This window comes from Pseudoalteromonas sp. APC 3691 (genome assembly GCF_030408135.1).
Lineage (GTDB): Bacteria > Pseudomonadota > Gammaproteobacteria > Enterobacterales > Alteromonadaceae > Pseudoalteromonas.
Map to the genome: position 1 here is coordinate 1 of NZ_JASDCB010000032.1, position 26,909 is coordinate 26,909.

Consider the following 26,909-nt stretch of genomic DNA (forward strand, 5'->3'; position numbering starts at 1 on the left):
TGTTGATAATATCGAGAGCATTAGAAAGTTGCATAAAAAATCCGAATTCTACAAAAGAATTCGGATTCTTACATACCTAGAAGATCGTTCAAGTGCTATTAACTATTTCTTAAATGATCGGCATTACCGGTAATCATTAGCTTTTACCGTGGTGGCTGGTGCCCATATTGTAATTTAGAACTAAAAGCACTTAACGACTACTTACCACAATTTAAAACTCAAAGTGCTCAGTTAATCGCAATATCACCACAACTACCTGATGAAACTCTCTCAACTGCACAAAAAAACGACCTTGAATTTGACGTGCTTTGCGATGTGAGCAATAAAGTAGCTGAGCAATTGGTTTGTTGTTTACACTTGATGAGCGTATTCAAGCGTTATATACACAATTTGGTATTGATTTTGAACACTACTACGGCGATAAAAGCTTTAAATTACCGCTACCGGCCACCTATGTGATAAACCAAGAAGGTGTAATTACATACGCATTTTTAAGCGAAGATTACACCCTACGCGCAGAACCTATTGATGTTATGACAGCACTTGAATCGGAGAATAATTAATGTCTATTTTAAAATCGTTAAAAACACTTACTCTTTCACTACTTGTGGGCACAAGCCTTGTATCTGGTTATGCAGTCGCTGATGAACCAAAAGAACAAGCAAAACCTAAAGTGCTTATTTTTGATGTAAACGAAACCCTACTTGATTTAACGTCAATGCGTACCTCTATTGGTAAAGCGCTAGGCGGACGTGAATATTTATTACCACTGTGGTTTTCAACTATGCTGCATCATTCATTAGTAGATACTGTAAGCGGTAGTTATCACGACTTTGGGCAAATCGGTGTGGCGTCACTTCTTATGGTTGCTCAAAATAACAACATTGATATTACAAGTGAACAAGCTAAAACAGCTATTGTTACGCCTCTTTTAACGCTTCCTCCCCACAGCGATGTTAAAGAAGGACTGGCAAAACTCAAAGCACAGGGCTATAAGTTAGTAAGCCTTACAAATTCTTCAAACAAAGGTGTAAAGGCACAGTTTGAAAGCGCTGGTTTAATGTCTTACTTTGATGCGCGTTACAGCATTGAAGATATTAAAATTTACAAACCAGACTTACGTGTGTATGAGTGGGTACTTAAAAAGCTAAACGTAGCACCAAATGAAGCAATGATGGTTGCAGCCCATGGCTGGGATGTTGCTGGTGCAAAAGAAGCTGGCTTACAAACCACTTTTATAGCACGCCCAGGTAAAGCACTTTACCCATTAGCTAAAAAACCAGATCACGTTGTGAAAGATTTACATGAATTAGCCGCTCTACTTAAATAAGTACACGCTGATGAATCAATACCCAAGCGGCCAATGTTAGGATGACATTGGCCGCTTTTTTGTAACTCCCCCTAAATATGTCTTAGTGTATTTATTTTCATAATCTGTATGTTAAAAATTGAATGTAAACAAAGCATTTAGCCCGCTACGCGTTATTTTATCTGCTAGCAATTTAGTACTCACAACGCTACTATTAAATAAATACGTGGTGGAGAACATAATGAATAGTGAAAGATTAGGTGAGTTTGAGCAGTACTTTCAAATTAATGAAAGTATAAGAGTAAATTTATTCCCCGTATCAAACGGACAAGTTCCTAAATCGCAGCTTGAGCTTGAAGACGACATTCCCCCACTATTTAGATTAGCAAATGAAGTAAGTGAGCTTGAGCAAAGCTCGTTACGCCCACTGCGTAACTTAGGCGATATAGCACAAGAGCTAGCTACTTTTTTACAAGCGCAGTCACGTAAAATAGATTTAATAATGAGCCATATTTTGGCCTCAGAACAAGCCCAAGATAACGCAATACAATGTGATAGCTACGGCGGTGGCGGTATTCGTTTTACATCACCTGAAGTACACTCAATTGGCCAAGCATTTAGAACCAAACTGTTTTTGCACCACGAGGCCTCTGCGGTTTATTGTTACACCGAAGTTGTGGCAGTAGAAAAACAAGATAGCGAACACTACCAATACACTATGCTCTTTACCGCAATTAGAACCACTGACCAAGAACTTATTGTTAGAGCGAGTTTACATGCTCAAACCCGCCAACTTAAAAAACGTCAAGAACTTGATCAAAACCAAGGCGACCTAAACAGTGATAATTAGCTGACATCTTTATGTAAAATGCTAAACTAGCGCCATATTAATTAGTATATAAAATTCATGAACTTTAGACTTTTACCAGAATGGGCCGAGCAAGACGCTGTTATGCTTACATGGCCTCACAAAGACACCGATTGGGCCGACAACTTAGCGCGTGTAGAACCTGTATATATTGAACTTGCTAAACACATAACAACGCAGCAACAGCTTGTTATTGTGGCGCATAACAGTGCCTTAAAAGTGCATATTACAGCATTACTAAATAGTGCTAACGTCTCTCTTAATCGTGTCCATTTTGTAGTAACGCCTACTAACGATACCTGGGCGCGCGATCATGGTCCGCTTACTTGCGCCGCAATTGACTCACCAGAGCAACTAAAAGTATATGATTTTACTTTTAATGGTTGGGGCAATAAGTTTGAAAGCGCATTAGACAACCAAATTAATCGTACTTTGGTAAAAGAGCTAAGTAGCACAAACAACCAATATCAAGCGCTTGATATGGTACTTGAAGGTGGCGGTATTGAAATAAACGAGCACGGTGTGTTGCTAACAACCAGCGAATGTTTGCTTAATAAAAACCGTAACCCTGATTTAAACCCAAATGATATTGAAGCTCTTTTAAAAGAGTACTTAGGCGCGACGAGTTTTTTATGGGTTGAACATGGCTATTTAGCGGGCGATGACACCGACAGCCACATTGATACTTTAGTGCGCTTTGCACCAAATAATACCCTTGTATATGTGCAGTGTGACGATAAAACTGATGAGCACTTTAGCGCACTTGATGCGATGGAAAAACAACTAAAAACCTTTAAAACTGCCGATAACACCCCATATAACTTAATTGAGTTACCGTGGCCAAAAGCCGCTTATGACGATGAGCAAACACGCTTACCGGCTACCTACGCTAACTACTTAATTATTAATAATGCTGTGCTTGTGCCAACGTATAATGATGCCAGTGATGAGCGTGCTCTTGCGCAAGTTCAAAAAGCATACCCACAACACACTATTATTGGCGTTAATTGCCAACCAATAATTGAACAATTTGGCAGCCTGCACTGTATTACAATGCAATTACCTCGTGGATTTTTAGCTGGAGCAGCACAATGACAAGCCCTGCAAAATTAACCGTTGCGTTAGTGCAACAAAGCAATACCGATAACGCTCAGGACAATATGGCAAAATCAATGAGTGCCATTCGTGAAGCAGCTCAAAAAGGTGCAAAACTGGTTGTACTTCAAGAGCTACACCGAAGCCTCTATTTTTGCCAAACCGAAAATGTTGACGTATTTGATTTAGCCGAAACCATTCCAGGCCCTAGCAGTAATGCCTTAGGTGAGCTTGCTAAAGAGCTAAGCATTGTTATTGTGGCCTCTTTATTTGAAAAACGCGCTACGGGCCTTTATCACAATACTGCGGTTGTATTAGAGCAAGACGGCAGCATTGCGGGTAAATACCGTAAAATGCATATTCCTGATGACCCAGGTTTTTACGAAAAATTTTACTTTACCCCAGGTGATATCGGTTTTGAGCCTATTCAAACCTCGGTGGGTAAATTAGGCGTGCTAGTATGTTGGGATCAATGGTTTCCTGAAGCTGCACGTTTAATGGCAATGGCTGGCGCTGAGGTATTAATTTACCCAACCGCTATCGGTTGGGATCCTAACGACGATTCGGCTGAGCAAACTCGTCAAAAAGATGCGTGGGTTATTAGCCAACGTGCCCATGCTGTTGCCAATGGCGTGCCGGTAATTAGCTGTAACCGCGTTGGCCATGAAAGTGACCCTAGTGCGCAAAGCGATGGTATTTCGTTTTGGGGCAATTCGTTTATTGCAGGCCCACAAGGTGAACTATTAGCAGAGGCTAATAATACTGATGAGCAAATTTTAGTAGTAGAAATTGATCAAAAACGCTCAGAAAACGTAAGACGTATTTGGCCTTTCTTACGTGACCGAAGAATTGATCACTATAAAGACCTAACAAAAATATACCGAGACTAAGTAACCTTAACTCAAGATGGCTCTTACTTGCTAAGAGCCAACTATAAATGGAGTAATAAATGGCGTTTGAGCAATGGGCAGCCTTGCCTTGGGTAAAATCTCATAAAGATAAAATTCAATGGGGCCAGCTAAGCGGAAGTGGTTTAAGTATTGCTATTGCTGAAGGCGTTAAACAACAAGATAACTTAGTCTTAATTGTTACGCCTGATACACCAAGTGCACTGCGCCTTGAAACAGAGTTAGAATATTTATTACCCGATAACCCAGTCATGGTATTTCCTGATTGGGAAACTCTGCCATACGATCATTTTTCTCCCCATCAAGATATTATTTCAGCCCGTTTGGCCACTTTAAACACCTTAAAAAAAGAACAACAAAGTGTGTTAATTGTGCCTGTATCTACTTTAATGTTGCGCACAGCCCCGGCCTCATTTATTTACGGTTCAACAATAAACTTTAAAGTGGGCGACAAACTAGACACTCATAACTTCCGTGACAACTTAGAGCAAGCTGGTTATTTAAATGTTCAACAAGTAATGGAGCACGGCGAATACGCTATACGCGGCTCTATCGTTGACTTATACCCAATGGGTAGCCCACACCCATTTAGACTCGACTTTTTTGATGACGAACTCGATAGCATTCGCTTATTTGATGTAGAAACACAGCGCTCTGATGAAAAAGTAGATAAAATTGAGCTACTTCCAGCACATGAATTTCCTACTAACGACGCTGATATTGAACGTTTTAGAATAAGCTACCGTGAAAAGTTTGGCGCAAGCTCGCAGCAAGATTCAGTATACATGCAAGTAAGCAAAGGTAACTGGCCTGCAGGTATTGAATACTACATGCCGTTGTTTTTTGAAAAGCTCGCGACTATTTTTGACTACCTGCCAGATACAACAACCGTTATGCAGCTGGGTGATTTAGAGCATGCGGCAGATAACTTTTGGCACGATGTAAATGTACGCTATGAAAACCGCAGAGTTGACCCACTTCGTCCATTACTTGAACCTAATGCGCTTTATCAGCCAATTGAAGAGCTGTTTTCTAATTTAGGCAATTTTGCACGTATTAGATTATCCCTTGCAAAGCTTGGCACTAAAGCGGGTAATAAAAACTTAAGCGTTAGCGAGCTGCCAGCCATTCGTATTGATCATAAACAGCATGAACCTTATGGCGCGTTTATAAATTATGTAGCAGAGCAAAAAAAGAAAAAAGGCCGCATATTACTCAGTGTTGAATCGGACGGTCGTCGCGAATCATTGCTGAGCATTTTAAAACCAAGCGGTTTAAAATTTAAAGAATTTGAAACACTCGAACAATTTATAAAAAGTGCAAGTGATGTAGGCTTAGTAGTAAGCCCGCTCGAGCAAAGTGTAGTACTTGGCACTAAACCAAGCCTTTCTATTATTACCGAGCAAGAACTACTTGGCATAAAAGTATCTCAGCGCAGACGCCGCAAGCACAAGTACGAAGCCAGCCAAGATGCGCTAATTCGTAATTTAGCCGAGCTTAAAGAAGGTCAACCTGTTGTGCATCTTGATCATGGTGTTGGCCGTTATCAGGGTTTGCAAACAATTGATGCTGCAGGTGTAGTTACTGAATTTGTAACAATTACTTACGCAAGTGAAGCTAAATTGTACGTGCCAGTATCAGCATTGCATATGCTGAGTCGATACTCTGGTGGTGAAGAAGCCAGCGCCCCGCTGCATAAGCTTGGCTCAGATGCATGGGAAAAAGCAAAAAAACGTGCGGCTGAAAAAGTTCGCGATGTCGCCGCAGAATTACTCGACATTTATGCTCAGCGCCAAGCAAAACCTGGTAATAAATTTACTCTAGATGCCCCCGCATATCGACAATTTAGCGATAGCTTCCCGTTTGAAGAAACAGACGATCAGCGCAACGCCATAGAAGCCGTATTAGGTGATATGCAATCAAAACAAGCGATGGATCGTTTAGTGTGTGGTGACGTAGGCTTTGGTAAAACAGAAGTGGCCATGCGCGCTGCTTTTGTAGCGGTTAACGATGATAAACAGGTAGCCATTTTAGTACCAACTACCCTGCTGGCTCAACAACACTATGAAAACTTTAAAGACCGTTTTGCTGATTTTCCTATTGAAGTAGGTGTGCTTTCGCGCTTTAACTCCACTAAAGAGCAAAAAGACACACTTGAAAAAATGGCCAACGGTAAGCTCGATATAGTTATTGGCACGCATAAACTTATTCAGCAAGACATTAAATTTAACGATTTAGGCTTGTTAATTGTTGATGAAGAACATCGCTTTGGTGTTCGTCAAAAAGAGAAAATTAAAGCACTGCGCGCCGATGTAGACATACTCACACTGACTGCAACGCCAATACCTCGTACACTCAACATGGCCATGAGCGGCATGCGCGATTTATCGATAATCGCAACGCCACCGGCGAAACGTTTAGCGGTAAAAACCTTTGTACGCCAACGCGATGTAGAACTTATACGCGAAGCAGTACTGCGAGAAATTAAACGCGGTGGCCAAGTTTACTTTTTACATAACAACGTAGAAACTATTGAGCGTGTTGCACAAGAAATTAGTGAATGGGTACCTGAAGCAAGTGTGACCACAGCTCATGGCCAAATGCGCGAGCAAGAGCTTGAGCAGATAATGACTGACTTTTATCATCAAAAATACAACGTGCTGGTATGTACCACGATTATCGAAACCGGTATTGATGTGCCTACGGCTAATACCATTATCATGGACAGAGCAGATAAACTCGGCCTTGCCCAGTTACACCAATTACGTGGACGAGTTGGGCGAAGCCACCATCAAGCGTATGCCTACTTACTAACAGGTGATCCTAAAGCGCTTTCTAAAGATGCGAGTAAACGCTTACAAGCAATTGAATCATTAGAGGATTTAGGTGCAGGCTTTGCCCTCGCTGCACACGATTTAGAAATTCGTGGTGCGGGTGAGCTACTTGGCGATGATCAATCAGGCCAAATGCAAACCATCGGCTTTAGTTTGTATATGGAAATGCTCGAACAAGCCGTAAATGCGCTGCGCGAGGGTAAAGAGCCAACGCTTGAAAACCTACTTCAAAAACAAACCGAAGTAGATTTAAAGCTAGCTGCATTACTACCTGATGACTACATACACGATGTTAATGCACGCTTGGGTATGTATAAGCGAATTGCAAGTTGTGCTAACCTTGATGATATGGATGAACTACAGGTGGAACTAATAGACCGCTTTGGTTTACTACCTGATGCTGCTAAAAACCTATTTAGCCTACAATTATTAAAAATGAAAGCTAGTAGTTTAGGTATAACTAAAATTGAGGCAAACCCAAAAGGTGGTTACTTTGAGTTTAGCCAAGATACCAAGGTTAACCCTAGCTTCATCATTGGCTTGATACAAAGTGCACCTAAGGTGTACAAAATGGATGGCGCAAATAAACTGCGCTTTGCAATTAGTGAGGCAAATGCCCGCGAACGCTTAAAAATGGTCACTGCAATGATTGCAGATTTCGAAAAAAAGGTTAGCCATTAATGTTGCTAAAAAAATCGCTTATTGTTTTATGCTGCTTATTTAGCAGCACTGCATTTGCAGAACGCTGGTTTGAGGTTGAGGTGCTTGTATTTAAACAGCGCCCTGCCCCGTATTTACAAGAAGACTTTAGCCTTAAGCACAAAGCTATTGAAGATAAAAATACGCTAGACTTACTGACCCCTCTTTACACTGAACAAGCAATGCAGGCCTGCATAGATGGCGATGAGCGTTTTCAAAAACGCTCTTTTACAGATTCATTAGTAAATTCAAACCCGCAATCGGGTGTATGTGGTGACAGTACAAACTACCTACAAAGCTATGATGAGCTACCTGTTACACCTCTAGCGCCCGCTAAAGATGATATGCAGCAAACTTATTTATTAGCGCCAGAACAGCTGCAATTTAAAGCGCAGTACCGACAGCTAGATCGCAAAGGATTAACACCTATTCTACATACAGGCTGGCGCTTTGAAGGCGCAAGTAAGTCGCGTGCACCAAGCATGCATTTAATCGCAGGTAAACACCTTAAAAGTGACTCTAACTTAACCCCTAGCTATTCAAACCCTGATTTTGTAAGTTTATTAAATTCACAACCTGAACTATTTAACGACCCGGAGCAATCAAAGGCAGAATGGGAACTAGACGGTTTATTTAAAATACACTTACGACATTATTTATACATTACAGCTAATTTTGATATTAGCCAAAAGCTAAAAAATGGCGATATAGAGTCAGCCCGCTTTTCTCAGTTTAGACGTGTAATAAGTGGTGAAGTACATTACTTTGACCACCCACGAATGGGCATGATTGTCCAAATCAGAAAATTCAAACATTAATACTAAGTAGGATATAACAATGAAAAAACTCCTTATCATCGCAGCTACATTAAGCCTTGCGGCTTGTTCTAAAGTAAGCCTTGAAAGCTACGAAAAAATTAAAGTAGGTATGGATAAGACTGAAGTGGAAACCATTTTAGGCAGTGCTGATAACTGTGTTGAAAAAACACTGCATACTAATTGTGTGTGGGGCGATGAAGCGAAAAATATCGAGATCACGCTAGTGTCAGACAAAGTAACTTTATATAGTAAACATGGTTTAGCTAATAAATAAATTTAAAAAAGGACTGATTTTATCAGTCCCTTTTTTATTCTTAAGCTTACTTTTTCGAGTAAATGAGCTCAATATTGACGATTTTACTGCGATTTAACGTTATTTTATAGCGTTGGTAAAGTGTTCTATCTTCCTCAGTCAGCACAAGCACCATGTTAAGTTGGTAGCGCCGCTCAACCGCCTGTTTAGATATTTTATTACTGTCTAAATGATATAACTTCCCTTCACCACGTTTTAAATAACGCGCAAATGGCGCAAGACTAAATTGCAGAGTTTGTTGCAAGGTATCGTAACCAGGTAAAAATTCTTTTGCACTTACACGCGTTTCACTCGCAAAATGTAACCACTGCGCAGCTTGTTTATTTTGCTGTCGACGTTTTGAAAATATAGATTTTACTTCTTTAGGGATTTTTTTAAAGCGTGTGTATTCAAGCCAAATTAGCTGACTCGCTATTTTGTCTTTGGTAATACTATTTTTAAAACTAAATCGCCACTTGGGTCGCCCTTGTACAATAGCTCGCCAAATCATACGCGTAATATCTTCTTTAAATATCTCACGCAGACCGTAAATAACCCCCAAAATTAAAATAAGCGTCGCGGTGACTTCAGTAAACGTTGAGCGAGCATTAAGTATCACAACCATCACAAATGCCATTATAACGGCTGTTACCGTGCCCTTAACTAATCGCTTAAGGTAGCTATTAAGAAACCGCGTTTGGCGTTGTAATATAACGCCATGCTCAATTAAGCGTTGTAGCAAGCGCATTTTATTTGTTATTCGATTAGCGTCTTGCATTGTGGTTTCAGAATTATAGTTTTTGTCAGCCCGGTACGCATTTTCGTTTTTACAAAACTGCATTAAATCGTTACGTTCTTTTGCATAATCGCTACTACGGGGGCCTTCATCTAAAAGCTTTAAAAAAGATTGCTCAACATGCCAACTTAAATAGTTATCAGCATTGGTAAAAAATGGCAGTAGCTTTTCGTCATCTGGCGTATAACGGCGCAGCTTTTTTAAAAGCCCTTCACTTTGTTCATATACTTCGTTAGCACGTTTATAAAAATCTTCGGCTTCGTCAATTTTTAACGCGTCTTTTATATCGGCATCAAGGGCTAAACGCACTTGATAACAAAATAAGTTAAGATTTTGACGATAATCTTGTTGCTCACCTTTATTTTTACTCACAAAGCGGCTTCGCACTAAAGGCAGGTGTATATTATTCGCGTTATACGCTAAATGGGATTTGAAGTGGTTATTAAAGTAAGATTCTTCGGTAAGCGTTTGCGGATTAATCCCCATTTCATTAGGGATAGAAAAATACAGATCTATGCGCTGCTCAGAACGAGGAGTTAGTTCTGGCTCAATGACAAAAGATAAGTTTTCATCTTGTTTTAACAATCAGTTCTCCTTCTAAAATATCGTTTTAGTGTACTTGTCTCCTTTGTTTTGTTCAATAAAAAAGGCCCAGTAAATACTGAGCCTTAATACGATTAATGTGCTAGTTAAAACTTGTAGTTTACACTTGCAAAAATACGTGAACCAATTACATCGTAAACCTCAGGAACTGTACCCATATCGTTACCGCCTAATACTTTCTCAGGCTCTTTATCGAAAATGTTGTTCATACCACCAGTAAATCTCAATGCATCATTCAAGTTATAGCTCATTGAAATATCGTGGTAAATAATGTTGTCAGTACTAAAATTTTCGCCGTAGTATTCACCATCCATTCCACGAATGAATCGTGCGTTATAGAGGATGTTTAATGAATCAGTAAGATCGTAATTAACTGAAAGGTTCGACTTTATTTTAGAATAGCCACCAAAGTTGCCATCGATAGTACCTGTATAATTAATGTCATCTTCTTCAAACTTAATTAGATAAGTAGTATCAAGGTTTATACGGTATCTATCACCCGTGTAACTAACATTCCAATCAACCCCAGATGTTTTTTGAGAGCCAACATTAGTTAGTACAGAAGTTAAGTTAGATAAATCGCCAGCTTGAGTCACTCTAATTGATGAACATGAATCTGTATCGCCTTCAAAACAAGAGTTCAATTCATTCTGAACATCCAAGCGGGTAATTGCATTAGTAATATCAAACTTCCAGTAATCTAAAGTACTTGATAAGCCATCAGTAACTTCCCAAACCATACCAAAAGTGAATGAACGGCTTTCCTCTGCTTGTAGGTCATCATCACTTGCACGGTTTACAAGTATTTGAGCATCTGTAGCATTTTCCCATGGATCTGATAAGTAATCATAAGAACCTGAATTTCCGCCAAATAATTCAGCAACATTTGGTGCTCTAAAGCCAGTAGCTAATACAGAGCGCACCATAAATTCATCAGTGACATTCCAAGTGGCACCTAGTTTCCAGGTAATTTCACCACCAAAGGTAGAATAATTATCGTAACGAGCCGCACCTTCTAATGATACAGACTCCAAAACTGGTATTGATGTCTCAAAGTAGACTGACTGTACAGAATAGTCGCCATCTGTAGAATCCTGCTGTGCTGAAGAACTTTCGCCTAATTGAGTAATTAAATCAGGGGTATAAAAACCACTTTCAAAACGGTTTTCAATACCTATAGCATAACCAATATCACTTTCTGTTACATTGCTGTATCCAGCAGAAAGAACGAACTGCTCATTGCCGCCCTCATTATTGGCCATAAATATTGAATTATTAGCTGTTAAGAAGTTGCGTTCTAGAGGTTCGCCACTAAACCAAATATCCTGATTAGCATAAATACTTTCTTCTACTCTGACAGCGTTAATTGAATTTTTTACGCTATCCTTAGAGTCATTTCGCCCATAAGTTGCACTTATATCCCAACTAGCATCATTATCCAAAAGACCTTGTAAAGATACTGAAGCTCTGTAAGTGTCAGTTTCTTGTTCATAGAGACGAGGACCAGCATCAGCCATTCTTCTTTTATATTCTAATGTATCAGCTAGCGTACCATTTTCAGAAAATGAATTGGTATATTTAGCATTAAGTCTATTGGTTTTTAAATCGATACTTGTCGGTTGCGGCGCTAATTGCTGCGATGATTCACGACGCGTATACATTAAATCGATATTTAAAGTTGTATCTGAATCAAGTTCAGTATCGTAGCTTGTAAAAAGACTATACAAGTCATTGGGTGTTTGCGCATAACTAGATGTAGTGAAATCATAAGAAGTCGTTCGATCTTTAAAACCACCATTACCATCTGCAGTTTTACCACCTAATGTACCTTGTGGTATCCAAGATGACTGCCCTGCATCCACAAAGCGCCGATCAGATTGAATTATTTCTCCCCGACCAGAGTACTGAGCGCCAACGACAAAGTTACCATCCGCTACCTGCATACCGTGGAGTATACTAAAACCGTAATTATTGCCGTCATTCTTTGTTGTTCTACTACCATCAATATTGAGTTCAGTGCCTTCAAAATCTTTTTTAGTGATGATATTTACAACACCAGCTATGGCATCAGAACCATATACTGCAGACGCACCATCTTTTAATATCTCAATAGACTTGATCATCGCAACTGGAATGGTATTCAAATCGACAGAAGAATCAGCGCCAGTACCAGATGACACCATTCTGCGACCGTTCAATAAAACTAAGGTACGTTGAGAGCTCATACCACGTAAGTTTACTGTTGCAGAACCACCTGAACCGTTATTACTAGTACCACCTAAGCTTGTACCTGCAACTGAAGGTTGATTTGAAAGTACATCAGCAACTGATGTATAACCACTTTTGGTAATAAAATCATCACCAATGACGGTAATAGGGCTTGACGTTTCCATATCAGTGCGATTAATACGAGAACCCGTCACTTGAATTTTTTCGATTGATTTTGCAGCTTCGTCTGCCGCTAAAACTTGCACACTAGAGAACATTGGGATCGCTGCAATTACAGCTAAACCAAGAGTTGATTTTTTCATGAAAGAACCCTACTTGTTGGAAATTTACCTTTATTGGTAATGCTCACTTTTTATTAGAATAGTGAGTCAGGTGGGCAACTTAGGCGCCCTTAACTGAACGAAAACTTAATGGCAGCTCAATTTATATCATGCAATAAAATGGAATAACTACTTTAGGTACATAGGTTACATTATGTTTCAGTATTAATTAATAAATACAATTTAAAAACAGTAACCTAACAAAAAACCGAAACATTCGAAACACACCTGAAACCAAAGTGATTCACTTTGTAATCAAATGTAATTAACTGAGCTATGTACCAAAAACAGACAAATTAACAACTTAATCACAGCACATTATTAAAACCGCAAAACTAAATGTTAATTAATAACCATATTTATGCATGCTTGGTGCTTAAATAGTCTTATTTAGCCTCTTTGGAAGGTTTTTTGATTAGATTTTTTATTCAGTCGTAATTAAAGTTGAACTTTTTGAGAGCACTTATTCACTATTGAAGTTTTGTCAGTATTAAAACCTAAAAAGGCAATTTTATTGATCTTGTCACTCAAATAATCGTATGTATAAGAAAACGAACTCACATCAAAAATGTAAGCTGTATACAAGAGTTTGTAGTCGCAACTTTAATACGTTACGTAAAAAGAGTAATTGTGTGTTTGTATTACAGAGGTGGCATTATCTTTAACGGTTAGTTCTAAATTCCAAAGCATATTTTGCTCAGAACAAATACCTACCATAGTATTACTTTGCCACAAATCATTATGTTTTTTAAACTGCTGAGGAATGTAACCCATGTACATAGTAATACCTTTTAGCTTGGCATCTTCAATTGTAATGTTTGTTGGTAAATCACTAAAAATAGTAAATGGGGTTTCGGGGGAAAGGGTTTTCTCGCTTAACCATACTTTAACACCATTTGAAAAAGTGCAAGGTAAATTAGCTACACATGTAGTGCTTTTAAGAAATTTTTCATCTGTATTTTTAGAGAAATCACACGCTGTTAATAAAAAAAACACCGCCGTAAATAAACTTAATCTATATATAAACATAACAATTTCGCACTAAAGAAAAGCAAATACTAATAATCGTGACTGTAAATAACAAGTGCGAGTGTTACTATTAGGCCAAATTAGGCACAAACTGTATCAAAAAATAAACAACAAGCTCACAAAGTTTGATTGATGTCATAATTTTATGTAATTGACCTATCTTTTTTAGGCCAAAAAATTTATCATTTCACCCGCAAAAAAATAAGGGTTTCTCAAGTTTTTTTTTCTGAAGTTTTCATGTATTGAAAGTTTTAGATAACACGCTTGGGGAAAATAGTAGGCCCCACTTTTAAAGGTGGGTAATTCATTTCTAAACGCATTTATTGCAGCGGAAGCCAGAAAATGAGCCAAACAGTAGCATCACAAACTGAGTATAACTATAAGGTTGTACGCCAATTCGCTATTATGACAGTGATTTGGGGCATCGTTGGCATGAGTATTGGGGTTCTGATTGCTGCCCAATTAGCTTGGCCAGCACTTAACTTTGATACACCATGGTTAACTTACTCTCGACTACGTCCGTTACACACGAACGCAGTAATTTTCGCATTTGGTACTAGTGCACTGTTTGCGACGTCTTATTACGTCGTACAACGTACTTGTCAAACGCGTCTTTTCTCAGACAAACTCGCCGCCTTTTCATTTTGGGGCTGGCAGCTAGTTATTGTATTAGCAGTAATTACATTACCACTTGGTATTACTAGCTCAAAAGAATACGCAGAACTTGAATGGCCAATCGATATTTTAATCGCTGTGGTTTGGATTGTTTACGCTATTGTATTCTTTGGTACTTTAATCAAGCGTAAAGTGTCGCACATTTATGTTGCTAACTGGTTCTATGCTGGCTTTATTATTACTGTTGCAGTACTACACATTGTAAACAGCATGGCAGTGCCTGTGTCGTTAACTAAATCATACTCAATCTACGCAGGTGCGGTAGATGCTATGGTTCAGTGGTGGTACGGTCATAACGCTGTAGGTTTCCTATTAACTGCTGGTTTCTTAGGTATGATGTATTACTTTGTACCAAAACAAGCAGGTCGCCCAGTTTACTCATACCGTTTATCGGTAGTTCACTTTTGGGCATTAATTTCATTATACATCTGGGCAGGTCCTCACCACCTTCACTACACTGCGCTTCCTGATTGGACGCAAAGTTTAGGTATGGTTATGTCTATTATCCTATTCGTACCGTCTTGGGGTGGTATGATTAACGGTATTATGACCCTATCAGGCGCATGGCATAAACTACGTACTGATCCAGTACTACGCTTCTTAGTTGTTTCATTGTCTTTCTACGGTATGTCTACGTTTGAAGGTCCTATGATGGCAATTAAATCTGTAAATGCGTTATCTCACTACACAGATTGGACAATCGGCCACGTACACTCAGGTGCACTAGGTTGGGTTGCTATGATTTCAATTGGTGCTATTTACCACTTAATTCCTGCGCTATTCGCGCAAGGTCGTATGTATAGCGTTAAATTGGTTAATACCCACTTCTGGTTACACACTGTAGGCGTTGTTTTATACATTGTTGCAATGTGGATTTCAGGTGTAATGCAAGGTCTAATGTGGCGTGCAGTGAATGCTGACGGTACATTAATGTACAGCTTTGTGCAGTCTTTAGAAGCGTCGCATCCCTTCTATATCATGCGCTTTGTAGGCGGTGTATTCATCGTAACGGGTATGTTAGTTATGGCTTATAACGTTTACCGCACTATTTCAGCTGAGAAAGAATCTCTGAAACTAGACGCGCAAGCACAATTAGCATAACGGAGTGAGATGATGAGCAAGAAAAATTCACAAAACAAACATGAAATAGTAGAAAAGAACGTTGGCCTTATGGCTATTCTGACTGTTTTTGCTATTAGCTTCGGCGCGTTAGTTGAGATCACTCCGCTAATGTTTCAAGACGATACAACTAAACCAGTAGAGGGTTTACGCCCTCTTAACGCTTTAGAAATGGAAGGCCGCGACCTTTACGTGCGTGAAGGTTGTTCTAACTGTCACTCACAAATGATTCGTCCTTTTCGTGATGAAGTTGAGCGTTATGGTCACTACTCTGTAGCAGGCGAATCAGTATGGGATCATCCGTTTTTATGGGGTTCTAAACGTACTGGTCCTGACTTGGCTCGTGTTGGTAAGCGCTACTCGGATGATTGGCATTATGCTCACTTAGTTGATCCACGTGCTGTGGTTCCTGAGTCAAACATGCCAGGCTTTCCTTGGTTAGCAGAGAATACGGTTGATACAAGCCTTACTCTGAAAAAACTACAACTTTTCCGTGATACTTTTGCTATTAACCCAGAAAACCCAAAACATCCGGGTTTAGGTTATGGCGATGATGCAGAGCTTCAAGCAGATGTTGATAAAGTTAATGCTATGAATGATGGCAAAGGCGCAACAGAAATCCAAGCTCTCATCGCGTATTTACAGCAACTTGGTACCCACTTGAAGTAAAAAATTATGGATTACGGAACATACAGAGGCATTTTGACTCTGGTAATTTTAGTATTGTTTATTGTGATTGTTGCATGGGCATATAGCAAGCGAAGCAAAACTCGTTTTGACAGCGCTGCTAATGCCATTTTTGAAGATGAAAAAAAACATGACAACACGCTCTCTAACGAGGAAAAGGAGTCTGAAAAATGACTAGCTTTTGGAGTATTTGGGTTATTGTATTAACCCTTGCATGCTTATGCATCATCTTTGGCCTATTAGTTTGGAACTTAAAAAACTATGCTGGCGTAAAAGAAGGTGAAAGCTGTGGACATGAATTTGACGGCATTGAAGAGCTAAATAATCCACTACCAAAATGGTGGACCTACATGTTTTTCGCAACTTTCATTTGGTCAGTATATTACCTTGCAGCTTACCCAGGTTTAGGCAACTGGGAAGGTTTAGGTAAATGGACTAGTTCTAATCAAGGTATTACGTCTTTAGCTGAATCTAAAAAAGCAGTTGCAGAGGCAAAAGCGGATGGTCGCTTTGTAAAACTTGATAAAGAGTACGAAGCTGCAGAAGAGCGCTTTGGTCCTATTTTTAATAAACTTGCACAAGTACCCGTTTTAGATTTAGTTAACTCTAAATTTGAAGGTGATGCTGCACAGCAAATAGCACTTGATAATGGTAATAAACATGAGCAAACAGATGGCCAAGTAGCCATTGAAATTGGTCAGCGTTTATTTTCACAAAACTGTGCGCAATGTCATGGCTCTGATGCACGTGGTGGTGCTGGCTTCCCTAACCTAACTGATAAAGATTGGTTATATGGCGGAACACCTGACAAAATTAAAGAAACACTTCTTTATGGTCGTATTGCAGCAATGCCAGCTTGGGGTCCTGCTCTTGGCGAACAAGGCGTTAAAGAAATGACAGCACATGTGCTGAGCCTTTCTGGTCGTACTGTTAACCAAAAAGACGCAGACGCAGGTGCCGCTAAGTTTGCTATGTGCGCCGCATGTCATGGTGCTGATGGTAAAGGGTCAGTTGCACATAACTTACCATTTGGCGCGCCTAACCTGACTGATAACATTTGGTTATATGGTGGTTCTCAACGTGCTGTTGAAGAAACGCTTAACCACGGCCGTGCCGGTGTAATGCCTGCATGGAAAGACATTTTAGGTGAAGATAAGATTCACTTATTAACTGCCTATGTTTACAGTTTATCGCAAGATAAATAAGCACGCGGTTAATAAAATGTTTATAAATTAATTTATTTAATTCAATAGATTAATCCAGATCAAAAAAGCCTCCACTGTGAGGCTTTTTTTTAGTCTTTTACGTATAATTCCTATAAAATAAACCTCCCTAAACTAATTTAGAGCAACTATGCAACCTACTCCGTGGTATAAAAATTTTTGGCCTTGGTTTTTAATCTTTTTTCCGTTAGTTGCCATTATTGGCTGTATTAGCTTATTTATTACGGCAATAGGTAACGGTCCAGATATGGTTGTTGACGACTACTACAAAAAAGGTAAAGCAATAAACTTAGAACTGACTAAGTTTGAAAAAGCAAAAGCACTTTATCTACATGGCGAATTAAATGTAACAAACGAGCGTGTAAGCTTTAGATTTTCTAAAGGCGACTTTAGTAATGTACATGCGTTGAAGCTATCTTTTTATCACCGCACCATTAAAGCACATGACTTTGCAGTTACGCTTACGCCTAATGCTAATCAAGAATTTACTGCATTACTTAACGAGTATACGCAAGGTGCCTACTCTGTCTTTATTGAGCCAATAGATGGCAGTTGGAAAATGAAAGAAAATATAACGTTACCAACTGAACAAACCGTTTTAGTTACTCCTAATTATAAGTAGTAATAACTATGTCTAACTCTTGCTTTCATTGCCTTGAAAGTGTGCCAAACGGATTTAGCGCAAACGTTATAATTGACGATAAAGCTCAGCCAATGTGTTGCATTGGCTGCCAAGCTGTTGCGCAAAATATTGTTGATCAAGGTATGACCGATTATTATAAATACCGAACGGTTCGTGCTGGAAAGGTCGAACAGCTGGTACCTGAGCAACTCGCATTTATAAAAAGTTATGACAACGAAGACATTCAAGACGAATTTATAGCCACTAACGATAATATCTCAGAGGTATTATTAAGCGTTGAAGGTATAACCTGCGCCGCTTGTGCATGGCTTATCGAAAAACAACTCTTAAATTTAACCTCAGTTAAGCGTGTTGATGTAAATACATCTACCAACCGCGCGATGATTCAATGGGATAAAACCAGCACCCCATTAAGTGAAGTTATTACTTCCTTAGCTAAAATTGGTTATAAAGCCTACCCATTTCAATCAGATATTGAAGCTCAGCAAAAGCAACAAACTGCAAAAGCCTATATTCGCCGTTTAGGTGTTGCTGGTTTAATGACCATGCAAGTAATGATGTTTGCATTTGCCATGTACTTTGGCATGTTTTCAGGCATGGACAGTAACTTTGAGCAGTATTTTAGATGGATCAGCTTAGTACTTGCCTCCCCTGTTGTTTTATATAGCGCACTGCCCTTTTTAACCAATGCTATAAATGGCTTGAAAGCAAAACAGCTCAATATGGATTTACCCGTATCACTGGCTATTTTTGGCGCATTTGGCGCAAGTTGTTACGCCACATTTATGCAAGTCGGCGAAGTGTATTTTGAATCTGTGTGTATGTTCACCTTTTTACTGTTATTAGGTAAATACCTTGAATTTAGAGCGCGTTTAAAAGCCAGTGAGTTTACTGCCAACTTACAAAAACTATTGCCATTAACAGCCCGCACCATTAACGAAAGTGGCGAAGAGCTTATAATTGCAGCCAAAAAACTAAAACTTAATGACGTAGTACTTATTAAAGCGGGTGAAACGATTCCTGCCGATGGCGAACTAATTAAAGGTAAAACCACCGTTGATGAGTCAATGATGACGGGGGAGCATCAACCTGTAACTAAATTTATTGGTCACAATGTTTATGCCGGTTGCGTTAACCACGACGGCGTTATTGAAATAAAAATTAATAAAATTGGCCAAAATACACTTTTAAATCAAATAATACGCCTGCAACATAACGCATTAACCAAGCGCCCTAAACTAGTTGAAATTACTGATAAAGTCGCACAGTGGTTCATAGCTTGTTTGCTTGTATTTGCTTCACTTACAGCGATCGGCTGGTACCAAATTGATCCTGAGCACGCATTTTGGATCACCATTTCGGTTTTAGTTGCTACCTGCCCGTGTGCGCTGAGTTTAGCTATACCCACCGCGCTTACATGTGCAGTGGCAACACTTACTCGAAAAGGCGTATTAATAAAACAAGCACATGTGCTCGAAACACTCTCACAAATCACTTTATTTGCATTTGATAAAACAGGCACACTTACGCAAGGTAAATTTAGCCTTGATGAAGTAGATATAATCGATAAAAAATATACAAAAACGCAAGTGCTAGATATGGCAGCCATGCTAGAGCGTTATTCTGAGCATCCTATTGCCAGCGCTTTTGATGAAATCACGCCCGTTCATAACACTCTTGATAACGTTGAAGTACATCCAGGGCTAGGAATTAGCGCACAAGATACAACTCATCATTACGCAATTGGTAAAAGTGGCTGGTTTGATAGCAAAAAATCGAATGCACAAGCAAGCTTATATATAAATAAACAAGTTGTTGCACGTTTTTACTTTGTTGATAAAGTAAAAAACGATGCGAAAAAGCTTATAGAGTCTCTTCAATCGCAAAACTTAACGTGTCATATGTTAACCGGTGACGCGTCAGATGCAGGGCAAAAAGTAGCTAAACAGCTTAAACTTGAAAGCGTACAATCAGGATGTTCCCCACAGGATAAACAAACCGCAGTTGAGCAATGGTCTTCACAAAGCGAAGTGGTTGCTATGGTCGGTGATGGCATAAACGACAGCCCAGTATTTGCCAGTGCGCATTTATCAATTGCTATGGAAACCGGTGCTGACATATCAAAAAATAGTGCTGATGTAGTGCTTCTTAATAGCGATTTAGCCTCCATTGGTCATTTACTTAATGTTGCCAAACAAACCAGACGTATTATTAAACAAAATCTTGCGCTGTCTTTATTGTATAATGCTTCCATATTACCATTGGCAGCGCTGGGCTTAGTAGCCCCATGGATGGCTGTTATTGGCATGTCTGCCAGCTCAATTATTGTGATTAGTAATTCACTAAGGCTATTAAAGTTATGAGCATAATTTACATTTTGATCCCTATTGCCATTTTATTTGTCATTATTGCTATTGGCGTATTTTTTTGGGCCGTAAAAAGTGAGCAGTTTTCAGATTTAAACAAGCAAGGTCATAGTATTTTGTTTGAAGACGACAAAGAGCAACATAATAAAAGTAATGATTGACCCTCTTTATACCAGCGCATTTTTAATGGGCCTAATCGGTAGCGGTCATTGCATTGCTATGTGTGGCGGTATTGCAAGCTCATTACAACTGGCTAGTGACAAACGCAAAACATTTACCTATTCATTTGCCTATAATGTTGGACGTGCCCTGAGCTACATGGCAGCAGGCGCACTTGTTGCAGGAATTAGTAGTCAATTTGCAAGGCAAAATACGTCCTTTTCTTTAGCCCTTTCATTCATTGCTGCTATTTTTATGCTCCTCGTTGGCGTGTATATAATGCGCTTGGGCCCTACTTTGCAGTGGTTAGAAAGAATTGGCAAAACCTTGGTGTGGCAACACATTGTTAAACTAAATAAATATTTAATGCCTATCAACTCTCCTTTTAAAGCCCTAGGTTACGGTGCTTTGTGGGGCTGGCTGCCTTGTGGTTTAGTATATTCAGCGCTTACATGGGCGATGACTAGTCCTAGTGCTTTAGATGGTGCTTTAGTTATGCTTTGCTTTGCTCTGGGTACTTTTCCCGCGATGATCACGTTAGGCGTTGCAGCGCAAAAACTAAATACTATTATTAACCATCCATGGACCCGAATTGTTTTAGGCAGTGTTATAATTTGGTATGGTATCTACTTATTGATTATTGCAACCGACAAGTTGGTACATTAATCTACACAATGTCGTGAATAAAAATTTAAACGGATTAAATTATGGATTTCTCTCAAAGCCGTACTAAAGGTAATTGTGCTATTAGCTGTAATAACTGCAGTATTAGTCAATTGTGTTTGCCATTTTCACTTAATGGCCAAGAAATGGACAAGCTAGACGAAATTATTGAGCGAAAAAAACCTCTCCATAAAGGCGACTACTTATTTGAATCAGGCGCACCTTTACAGGCTATTTATGCGGTACGTTCAGGCTCATTTAAATCGTACACATTATCAGAGCGAGGTGATGAGCAAATAACTGGCTTTCATTTAGCTGGCGATCTAGTTGGTTTTGATGCGATAAATAAAATGACTCATCCCAGTTTTTCACAAGCACTTGAAACGTCAATGGTTTGCGAAATCCCATTCGATACTCTTGACGAACTATCAGGGAAATTACCTAAACTTCGCCAACAAATAATGCGTTTAATGAGTAGCGAAATTACTTACGATCAAGAAATGCTGTTACTACTCAATAAAAAATCAGCAGAAGAGCGCCTAGCTAGTTTTATTTATAACTTATCTGAGCGCTTTGGTGAGCGCGGTTTTTCGCGTAAGGAATTTAGATTTACGATGACTCGCGGTGAAATTGGTAATTACTTAGGTCTAACTGTAGAAACGATTAGCCGTTTATTAAGTCGTTTTCAAAAAGCAGACTTAATTAAAGTAGAAGGTAAATTTATTACAATTTTAGATAATGATGCCTTGGCTAAAACAGCGGCAATTGTTAAGCCTCGTCAAATTAAATAGTTTGATTTAGAACAACAATTTATATGCTACCCCTTTAACTGTTTTATATTTACGTTACACTAAATGTACACCCGTTATGTAAATGGAGTAGCATATGAACACTATTAAACGCATTATTGCGGTTATTGACCCTACCAAAGACGATCAACACGGCTTAGCACGTTCAATAGATTTAGCTAAAAAGTCTGGCGCAAGTATTACCGCTTTTATGACGGTTTACGACTTCTCTTACGAAATGACAACCATGCTATCAGGCGATGAACGCGAAGCAATGCGTGACGCTGTACTAAAAGATCGTGAGCTATGGCTAAACGATTTAGTCTCTCCTTACAAAGATATAAATATTGAAACCCAAGTGGTTTGGCATAATCGCCCTTACGAAGCCATAATCGATACTGTAATTGATGAAAAGTACGATCTAGTAATTAAAGGCACACATCAACATGGTGCACTTAAATCCGTTATTTTTACCCCGACCGATTGGCACTTAGTACGCAAATGCCCAGCTCCGGTTTTATTTGTAAAAGAAATGGCGTGGCCTGCTCACGGTAATATTTTAGCTGCTGTAAATGCAGTTAGCGAAAATGAAGAGCATGTAGCACTTAATAAACGCGTTATTAAAGACGCACAATTTTTATGTGAACTTGCCAACGCAAAACTTAATTTAGTTAATGCTTATCCTGCAACGCCCATAAATATCGCAATCGAAATTCCTGAGTTTAACCCGGGGCTTTATAACGAATCAGTTAAAAAACATCATCATGAATCAACCAATGCACTTGCTGCAGAGTTTAATTTAAACCCAGAGCAATGTTTTATTGAAGAAGGCCTGCCAGAGGATGTAATCCCTGATGTAGCGAAGCGGTTAAATAGCGAATTAGTTGTTATTGGTACCGTTGGGCGTACCGGCTTAAGTGCTGCTCTTGTAGGTAACACAGCAGAGCATGTAATTGATAGCCTAGACTGTGATGTACTGGCACTCAAACCCGATGGTTACGTGAGCCCACTTGCAAAAAACTAGATTAACCAAAAGATTTTTAGCAAGTAACAGCTCATATACTACTTGCTAAAAATACCGTGTTTAAATTGCTTTTAATTACATCCTAAACTCGCATATTCAGGTGGTTTGGGTATAATACGCCCCTTTATTTTTAGCAAATAACTTTGCTGTATTGTTTTACTAGGGGGCGTAATTGTCACACTCAGATCAAGCTAAAGCTCAATTTAACTTAAATAAGCTGCAAAAGCGTTTACGTCGCCAAACTGGTCAAGCTGTTATGGACTTCAATATGATTGAAGAAGGCGACCGTATTATGGTGTGTTTATCAGGCGGCAAAGATAGCTACACCATGCTTGAAATGCTTCAACATTTAAAACGTGTAGCACCTATAAAGTTTGACCTAGTTGTTGTAAATCTTGATCAAAAACAACCAGGTTTCCCTGAACATGTACTACCCCAGTACCTTGATAAACTAAATGTTGAGTACAAAATTGTAGAAGAAGATACCTACAGCATTGTTACCGATATTATCCCTGAAGGTAAAACAACGTGTTCACTTTGCTCACGCTTACGTCGTGGTATTTTATACCGCACAGCAAATGAGATAGGCGCTACTAAAATAGCCCTTGGGCATCACCGTGATGACATGATTGAAACCTTATTTTTGAACATGTTTTATGGCGGTAAACTAAAAAGTATGCCGGCTAAATTAATGAGTGATAATGGCGAGCACATGGTTATTCGCCCACTTGCATACTGCAAAGAAACCGATATAGCCCAATACGCATTTGCACAAGGCTACCCTATAATCCCTTGTAATCTTTGTGGCTCACAAGAAAACCTACAGCGTAAACATACAAAAGCAATGCTTGCAAAATGGGATGCGGAGCATCCTGGGCGTATCGAAAGTATTTTTACAGCAATGCAAAACATAGTGCCTTCACATTTAGCTGATGCTGACTTATTTGATTTTAAAAACTTACAAACAGGTGAAGTAATTGATGGTGGCGATATCGCCCTTGATAAACCTGACATACCTAAAGTACCAGTAAGTAGTGAAATTGATGAACAAGAAGTGCCAAGTGTAGTTACTATAAATCTTAGCTAACTTTTAGTTATAGTTAGCTAAGAGTAAAGGATTAAGGGTTTGTATTTATATACAAACCCTTTAATTTACCAATTTAATCTTAAGCTTTACTTTAACTCTCAGCTAAACCTTGTAAAAACTCTAAACTTAACTTTTCTTGTGCATTGGCCTGGTATGGCAACTGTTGCAAGCTATCGTACGAAAAATCGTTAATATCAAAGTGACTTATTTCACTATTCCCAAAGCTGTAACGCTCACCGGGGCTTGGGGACATTTTCTCAATTACAAAATCACTTAAACGCATATCTGTAATACCTTGTGGTAATACCGACCAGTGAGCTTTCAAATTAAGTGTTTGGCTTCCCTGTGCTAACCGCTCTTTAGATACTAAATGAGCAAGTGGTGTATCGCCACTGTATAAGTTAGCCCTAACACGATACAAACCGCTTTTTATCACTGTTAAATTAGCTGGCACGACCATGTTTTCATCTTGTGCATATGCAGTTTCAAAACCTGTTAAAGTCGCACTCGGCGCCATATATTGAATTTGTGCAACTACAGGGACTTTTTTACCAGCAACATCACCCTCTACAAACACTTGCAAACTACGAGGGTAATCATCCTCTCCTTTAAAGGTGATAGTTGCCTCACCTTCACGTGCATTGCCCGTATGGGTATTTAATACTTCCTTTGTATCTATATTGGCAAGCTCAACGACTACTTTACCAAGTCCTTGAGCACTTACTCTTATTATTATTTCTTCTGGGTATACAAAACGATACTGCTTAATACTTAACGTTAAAGCATCACCACTTTCGTCAATAGGGCTTGACACAGGGTAAAACTGGTTTGGTTTTAATCGGTCTTCATCTAGTGGGCTTAATGGTTGAGAATAAGGAGGAAATTTGAGTGCGCTTTGGTATTGCATAACCACTTGCTGCGCCGCTTTTGTTAAGTCTTCATTAAACGCGACTTGCTTTTTTGATTGTGTTTTATTTTTTTTAGGTACATCTATGGGAATCACTTTTACAGGTGATAAATCAGCTGCGTTCGCACTGTGTTTAATCTGTGGTTTTATTGGCTCTACAACTTTATGAGTGTCATTTTTACCAGTAAACCATAGCGAAAATAAAATAGTGCTAATAATTAAAGCAACGACATAAAATTTTTTCATTTTTATATTTCAATCTTTTATAAGGCGTATAGTTTTTAATACTAATCTGCTTATATATGGGGTCTATTTAACGTTAAGAAAATTACGCTAGAACTAGGCAAAAATTTTTGTATCTAGTTGTTCTAAATAAAAAATTTTTAACAACGTTATAGTGCAATTTAATTCGTTAAATTGATCAAAGATTTATGCAGATTGGTATAACTACACGCCTTCTATGTTATGGAATCACATTATAAATAAGTGCTGATGCACTTAAATTATTTGAATCCTTAATATAACGATATTGTTTTTTCCAAAACCAACTACCTGTAGTTTTATCAAACGTATTAAACCCTACGTTATTACCTTCAACATTTACGTTATTCATGGCTATTGTGACATTACCTTTACGCTGCGCGTTATGTCTTTCGTTATGGCTATAACTGTCACTCATCATCATTGGATAATGATTTGGCATAAAGCTACTAACAGCATCACCTTGCGATTTTAAATGGCCATCTGTATCAATACTGCTGCTACAACTTCCAAACGAGCCAGCCGAACTTGCACCACATGAAGAGTGCGATGCTACAACCGAATCATCATTACCTTTTAAAAATCCACCTGTTAAACCTAAATACGCATTACCATCTGCCACAAAGCGTAATCTAGGTGTACGTGCATCAGGAAATGGCGATATTTTACGGGCATTATTCACTTTTAAATCGTGTAATACACCAACAGCTTCGGTTACATCGCTCCCTAGCCACCATTTGAGTGCTGCATCGACCGCAAAGTTCCATGATGCGCCAGTTAAAGCACTAACTGCTACATCAGCCAGCTCACTTCCACCGCCCGCGCCTGCTAAATCAAACGTCGCAACAATATTAAGCGGCTGTAAGCCTGCGTTTTCTAACCAGTTTTCTTGGTTATCAATAATATGGCGTGCAACTAAGTTGCCTGTTGAATGTGTTACAAATACACAGCCATCACTGCATAAATTAGAGCGTGAAATTTGCTTTAACTTTGGCCACACCCAATCGGTAGCAATTTTACCTTCAATTCGCTCATAAGCAGGCCAATCAATTCGCTCATCTGCACGATTATTCCAGTACGATTGCCAATATGTTTCACCGTCATTAATTACATCACTACCCGACTTATTGGTTATTTGCGAAGTTTGTAACCCGTGAATTAATATAATTTTGTAGTCTTTACTCGCAGCAGAAAAGCTCATTAGCATAGCAAGCCCAGCACCAATTAGGTGACTTGGTTTAATTAATGTGTGTGTGCGCTTAGTGTTGTTCATACAATTCCTTAATGTTGTGTACGTAATATTTTATTATCATTTAAGGTATTCATACTAGGGCTTGTCAGCCTTGGCGTTCATCAGCATTAGGAGCAAATAACAAAAATGCAACAATTCATTATCATTTATAGGGATGAAGAAACTTATTACTTGTTATTTAATGGGTTAATAAAGAATAGTTGTTAAATTTAAAATTATCAGGGATGTTTCGAGAGTAATATTGAGGGGGGTTAG

23 protein-coding genes and 1 pseudogene are annotated in these 26,909 nt (G+C 39.0%); 19 read left to right on the plus strand and 5 right to left on the minus strand.

The window, feature by feature from the left end; genetic code table 11:
• Window positions 1-126 precede the first annotated feature (126 nt).
• The 8 genes and pseudogenes from QL998_RS20775 to QL998_RS11640 form a co-directional block, all read left to right on the plus strand.
• Window positions 127-563: pseudogene (locus QL998_RS20775) on the plus strand (peroxiredoxin-like family protein); the annotation flags it as partial.
• Window positions 563-1,330: a haloacid dehalogenase type II gene (locus tag QL998_RS11610; protein WP_290192725.1), complete on the plus strand. Its 768-nt coding sequence runs from the start codon at window positions 563-565 to the stop codon at window positions 1,328-1,330. The pseudogene QL998_RS20775 and the gene QL998_RS11610, both read left to right, overlap by 1 nt.
• A 220-nt stretch (window positions 1,331-1,550) precedes the next feature.
• Window positions 1,551-2,159, plus strand: a complete 609-nt coding sequence (locus QL998_RS11615) for a PilZ domain-containing protein (protein ID WP_002961502.1) — start codon at window positions 1,551-1,553, stop codon at window positions 2,157-2,159.
• A 57-nt stretch (window positions 2,160-2,216) separates the two neighbouring features.
• A complete protein-coding gene (locus QL998_RS11620; RefSeq protein WP_290192726.1) occupies window positions 2,217-3,272 on the plus strand; it encodes an agmatine deiminase family protein in 1,056 nt (351 codons plus the stop codon).
• Window positions 3,269-4,162, plus strand: a complete 894-nt coding sequence (locus QL998_RS11625) for a carbon-nitrogen hydrolase (protein ID WP_290192727.1) — start codon at window positions 3,269-3,271, stop codon at window positions 4,160-4,162. Before QL998_RS11620 ends, QL998_RS11625 begins: the two co-directional genes overlap by 4 nt.
• Before the next feature lie 59 nt (window positions 4,163-4,221).
• A complete protein-coding gene (mfd, locus tag QL998_RS11630) occupies window positions 4,222-7,695 on the plus strand; it encodes a transcription-repair coupling factor (RefSeq protein WP_290192728.1) in 3,474 nt (1,157 codons plus the stop codon).
• On the plus strand, window positions 7,695-8,531 hold the full coding sequence (locus tag QL998_RS11635) for a peptidoglycan binding protein CsiV (RefSeq protein WP_290192729.1): 837 nt from the start codon (window positions 7,695-7,697) through the stop codon (window positions 8,529-8,531). Before mfd ends, QL998_RS11635 begins: the two co-directional genes overlap by 1 nt.
• A gap of 19 nt (window positions 8,532-8,550) precedes the next feature.
• Window positions 8,551-8,805 carry a hypothetical protein gene (locus tag QL998_RS11640; protein WP_010554066.1) on the plus strand — a complete coding sequence of 85 codons (255 nt, stop codon included), beginning with the start codon at window positions 8,551-8,553 and terminating at the stop codon, window positions 8,803-8,805.
• Window positions 8,806-8,851: 46 nt separating this feature from the next.
• Here QL998_RS11640 and QL998_RS11645 read toward each other — a convergent pair whose 3' ends face one another.
• From QL998_RS11645 to QL998_RS11655, 3 genes are all read right to left on the minus strand, one after another.
• Window positions 8,852-10,204 (minus strand): hypothetical protein, encoded by a 1,353-nt coding sequence (locus QL998_RS11645; RefSeq protein ID WP_024599138.1) that lies wholly within the window; start codon window positions 10,202-10,204, stop codon window positions 8,852-8,854.
• Between the two features lie 104 nt (window positions 10,205-10,308).
• Window positions 10,309-12,753, minus strand: coding sequence for a TonB-dependent receptor (locus tag QL998_RS11650; protein WP_182194322.1), 2,445 nt, complete (start codon window positions 12,751-12,753; stop codon window positions 10,309-10,311).
• Window positions 12,754-13,374: 621 nt separating this feature from the next.
• Window positions 13,375-13,800, minus strand: coding sequence for a hypothetical protein (locus tag QL998_RS11655; protein ID WP_290192730.1), 426 nt, complete (start codon window positions 13,798-13,800; stop codon window positions 13,375-13,377).
• Window positions 13,801-14,142: 342 nt separating this feature from the next.
• On the opposite strand from QL998_RS11655, the gene ccoN reads away from it, so the two are divergent.
• From ccoN to ttcA, 11 genes are all read left to right on the plus strand, one after another.
• Window positions 14,143-15,576, plus strand: coding sequence for a cytochrome-c oxidase, cbb3-type subunit I (gene ccoN / locus QL998_RS11660; RefSeq protein ID WP_007585649.1), 1,434 nt, complete (start codon window positions 14,143-14,145; stop codon window positions 15,574-15,576).
• Between the two features lie 12 nt (window positions 15,577-15,588).
• Window positions 15,589-16,263: a cytochrome-c oxidase, cbb3-type subunit II gene (ccoO, locus tag QL998_RS11665; RefSeq protein WP_010554062.1), complete on the plus strand. Its 675-nt coding sequence runs from the start codon at window positions 15,589-15,591 to the stop codon at window positions 16,261-16,263.
• Window positions 16,264-16,269: 6 nt separating this feature from the next.
• Entirely contained in the window at window positions 16,270-16,455 is a 186-nt protein-coding gene (locus tag QL998_RS11670) for a cbb3-type cytochrome c oxidase subunit 3 (protein WP_010554061.1), read from the plus strand.
• The gene (gene ccoP / locus QL998_RS11675) at window positions 16,452-17,486 is read left to right on the plus strand and encodes a cytochrome-c oxidase, cbb3-type subunit III (RefSeq protein WP_024606036.1); all 1,035 of its coding nucleotides are present in this window, start codon (window positions 16,452-16,454) and stop codon (window positions 17,484-17,486) included. The genes QL998_RS11670 and ccoP overlap by 4 nt, the downstream gene beginning before the upstream one ends.
• Window positions 17,487-17,634: 148 nt before the next feature.
• Window positions 17,635-18,126, plus strand: coding sequence for a FixH family protein (locus QL998_RS11680; protein ID WP_024606035.1), 492 nt, complete (start codon window positions 17,635-17,637; stop codon window positions 18,124-18,126).
• An 8-nt stretch (window positions 18,127-18,134) separates the two neighbouring features.
• Window positions 18,135-20,510: a heavy metal translocating P-type ATPase gene (locus QL998_RS11685; RefSeq protein ID WP_290192731.1), complete on the plus strand. Its 2,376-nt coding sequence runs from the start codon at window positions 18,135-18,137 to the stop codon at window positions 20,508-20,510.
• Entirely contained in the window at window positions 20,507-20,674 is a 168-nt protein-coding gene (gene ccoS / locus QL998_RS11690) for a cbb3-type cytochrome oxidase assembly protein CcoS (protein WP_002963071.1), read from the plus strand. Before QL998_RS11685 ends, ccoS begins: the two co-directional genes overlap by 4 nt.
• Window positions 20,667-21,338, plus strand: a complete 672-nt coding sequence (locus tag QL998_RS11695) for a sulfite exporter TauE/SafE family protein (protein WP_024596434.1) — start codon at window positions 20,667-20,669, stop codon at window positions 21,336-21,338. The genes ccoS and QL998_RS11695 overlap by 8 nt, the downstream gene beginning before the upstream one ends.
• A gap of 41 nt (window positions 21,339-21,379) precedes the next feature.
• Window positions 21,380-22,126, plus strand: a complete 747-nt coding sequence (locus tag QL998_RS11700) for an FNR family transcription factor (protein WP_024596435.1) — start codon at window positions 21,380-21,382, stop codon at window positions 22,124-22,126.
• Between the two features lie 94 nt (window positions 22,127-22,220).
• Window positions 22,221-23,147 (plus strand): universal stress protein UspE, encoded by a 927-nt coding sequence (gene uspE, locus QL998_RS11705; protein WP_024606034.1) that lies wholly within the window; start codon window positions 22,221-22,223, stop codon window positions 23,145-23,147.
• 172 nt (window positions 23,148-23,319) lie between these two features.
• The gene (gene ttcA / locus QL998_RS11710; RefSeq protein WP_024599147.1) at window positions 23,320-24,234 is read left to right on the plus strand and encodes a tRNA 2-thiocytidine(32) synthetase TtcA; all 915 of its coding nucleotides are present in this window, start codon (window positions 23,320-23,322) and stop codon (window positions 24,232-24,234) included.
• Between the two features lie 91 nt (window positions 24,235-24,325).
• Here ttcA and QL998_RS11715 read toward each other — a convergent pair whose 3' ends face one another.
• Complete coding sequence (locus tag QL998_RS11715) at window positions 24,326-25,387, minus strand: hypothetical protein (RefSeq protein ID WP_290192732.1); 1,062 nt, start codon at window positions 25,385-25,387, stop codon at window positions 24,326-24,328.
• A gap of 217 nt (window positions 25,388-25,604) precedes the next feature.
• Window positions 25,605-26,675 carry a hypothetical protein gene (locus QL998_RS11720; protein ID WP_290192733.1) on the minus strand — a complete coding sequence of 357 codons (1,071 nt, stop codon included), beginning with the start codon at window positions 26,673-26,675 and terminating at the stop codon, window positions 25,605-25,607.
• Window positions 26,676-26,909: the final 234 nt, after the last annotated feature.

Excerpts from the sequence above, each read along its gene's own strand:
- QL998_RS11610 (WP_290192725.1), top strand. The coding sequence starts at position 563 with ATGTCTATTTTAAAATCGTTAAAAACACTTACTCTTTCACTACTTGTG.
- QL998_RS11615 (WP_002961502.1), top strand. The coding sequence starts at position 1,551 with ATGAATAGTGAAAGATTAGGTGAGTTTGAGCAGTACTTTCAAATTAAT.
- QL998_RS11620 (WP_290192726.1), top strand. The coding sequence starts at position 2,217 with ATGAACTTTAGACTTTTACCAGAATGGGCCGAGCAAGACGCTGTTATG.
- QL998_RS11625 (WP_290192727.1), top strand. The coding sequence starts at position 3,269 with ATGACAAGCCCTGCAAAATTAACCGTTGCGTTAGTGCAACAAAGCAAT.
- mfd (WP_290192728.1), top strand. The coding sequence starts at position 4,222 with ATGGCGTTTGAGCAATGGGCAGCCTTGCCTTGGGTAAAATCTCATAAA.
- QL998_RS11635 (WP_290192729.1), top strand. The coding sequence starts at position 7,695 with ATGTTGCTAAAAAAATCGCTTATTGTTTTATGCTGCTTATTTAGCAGC.
- QL998_RS11640 (WP_010554066.1), top strand. The coding sequence starts at position 8,551 with ATGAAAAAACTCCTTATCATCGCAGCTACATTAAGCCTTGCGGCTTGT.
- QL998_RS11650 (WP_182194322.1), bottom strand. The coding sequence starts at position 12,753 with ATGAAAAAATCAACTCTTGGTTTAGCTGTAATTGCAGCGATCCCAATG.
- QL998_RS11655 (WP_290192730.1), bottom strand. The coding sequence starts at position 13,800 with ATGTTTATATATAGATTAAGTTTATTTACGGCGGTGTTTTTTTTATTA.
- ccoN (WP_007585649.1), top strand. The coding sequence starts at position 14,143 with ATGAGCCAAACAGTAGCATCACAAACTGAGTATAACTATAAGGTTGTA.
- ccoO (WP_010554062.1), top strand. The coding sequence starts at position 15,589 with ATGAGCAAGAAAAATTCACAAAACAAACATGAAATAGTAGAAAAGAAC.
- QL998_RS11670 (WP_010554061.1), top strand. The coding sequence starts at position 16,270 with ATGGATTACGGAACATACAGAGGCATTTTGACTCTGGTAATTTTAGTA.
- ccoP (WP_024606036.1), top strand. The coding sequence starts at position 16,452 with ATGACTAGCTTTTGGAGTATTTGGGTTATTGTATTAACCCTTGCATGC.
- QL998_RS11680 (WP_024606035.1), top strand. The coding sequence starts at position 17,635 with ATGCAACCTACTCCGTGGTATAAAAATTTTTGGCCTTGGTTTTTAATC.
- QL998_RS11685 (WP_290192731.1), top strand. The coding sequence starts at position 18,135 with ATGTCTAACTCTTGCTTTCATTGCCTTGAAAGTGTGCCAAACGGATTT.
- ccoS (WP_002963071.1), top strand. The coding sequence starts at position 20,507 with ATGAGCATAATTTACATTTTGATCCCTATTGCCATTTTATTTGTCATT.
- QL998_RS11695 (WP_024596434.1), top strand. The coding sequence starts at position 20,667 with ATGATTGACCCTCTTTATACCAGCGCATTTTTAATGGGCCTAATCGGT.
- QL998_RS11700 (WP_024596435.1), top strand. The coding sequence starts at position 21,380 with ATGGATTTCTCTCAAAGCCGTACTAAAGGTAATTGTGCTATTAGCTGT.
- uspE (WP_024606034.1), top strand. The coding sequence starts at position 22,221 with ATGAACACTATTAAACGCATTATTGCGGTTATTGACCCTACCAAAGAC.
- QL998_RS11715 (WP_290192732.1), bottom strand. The coding sequence starts at position 25,387 with ATGAAAAAATTTTATGTCGTTGCTTTAATTATTAGCACTATTTTATTT.
- QL998_RS11720 (WP_290192733.1), bottom strand. The coding sequence starts at position 26,675 with ATGAACAACACTAAGCGCACACACACATTAATTAAACCAAGTCACCTA.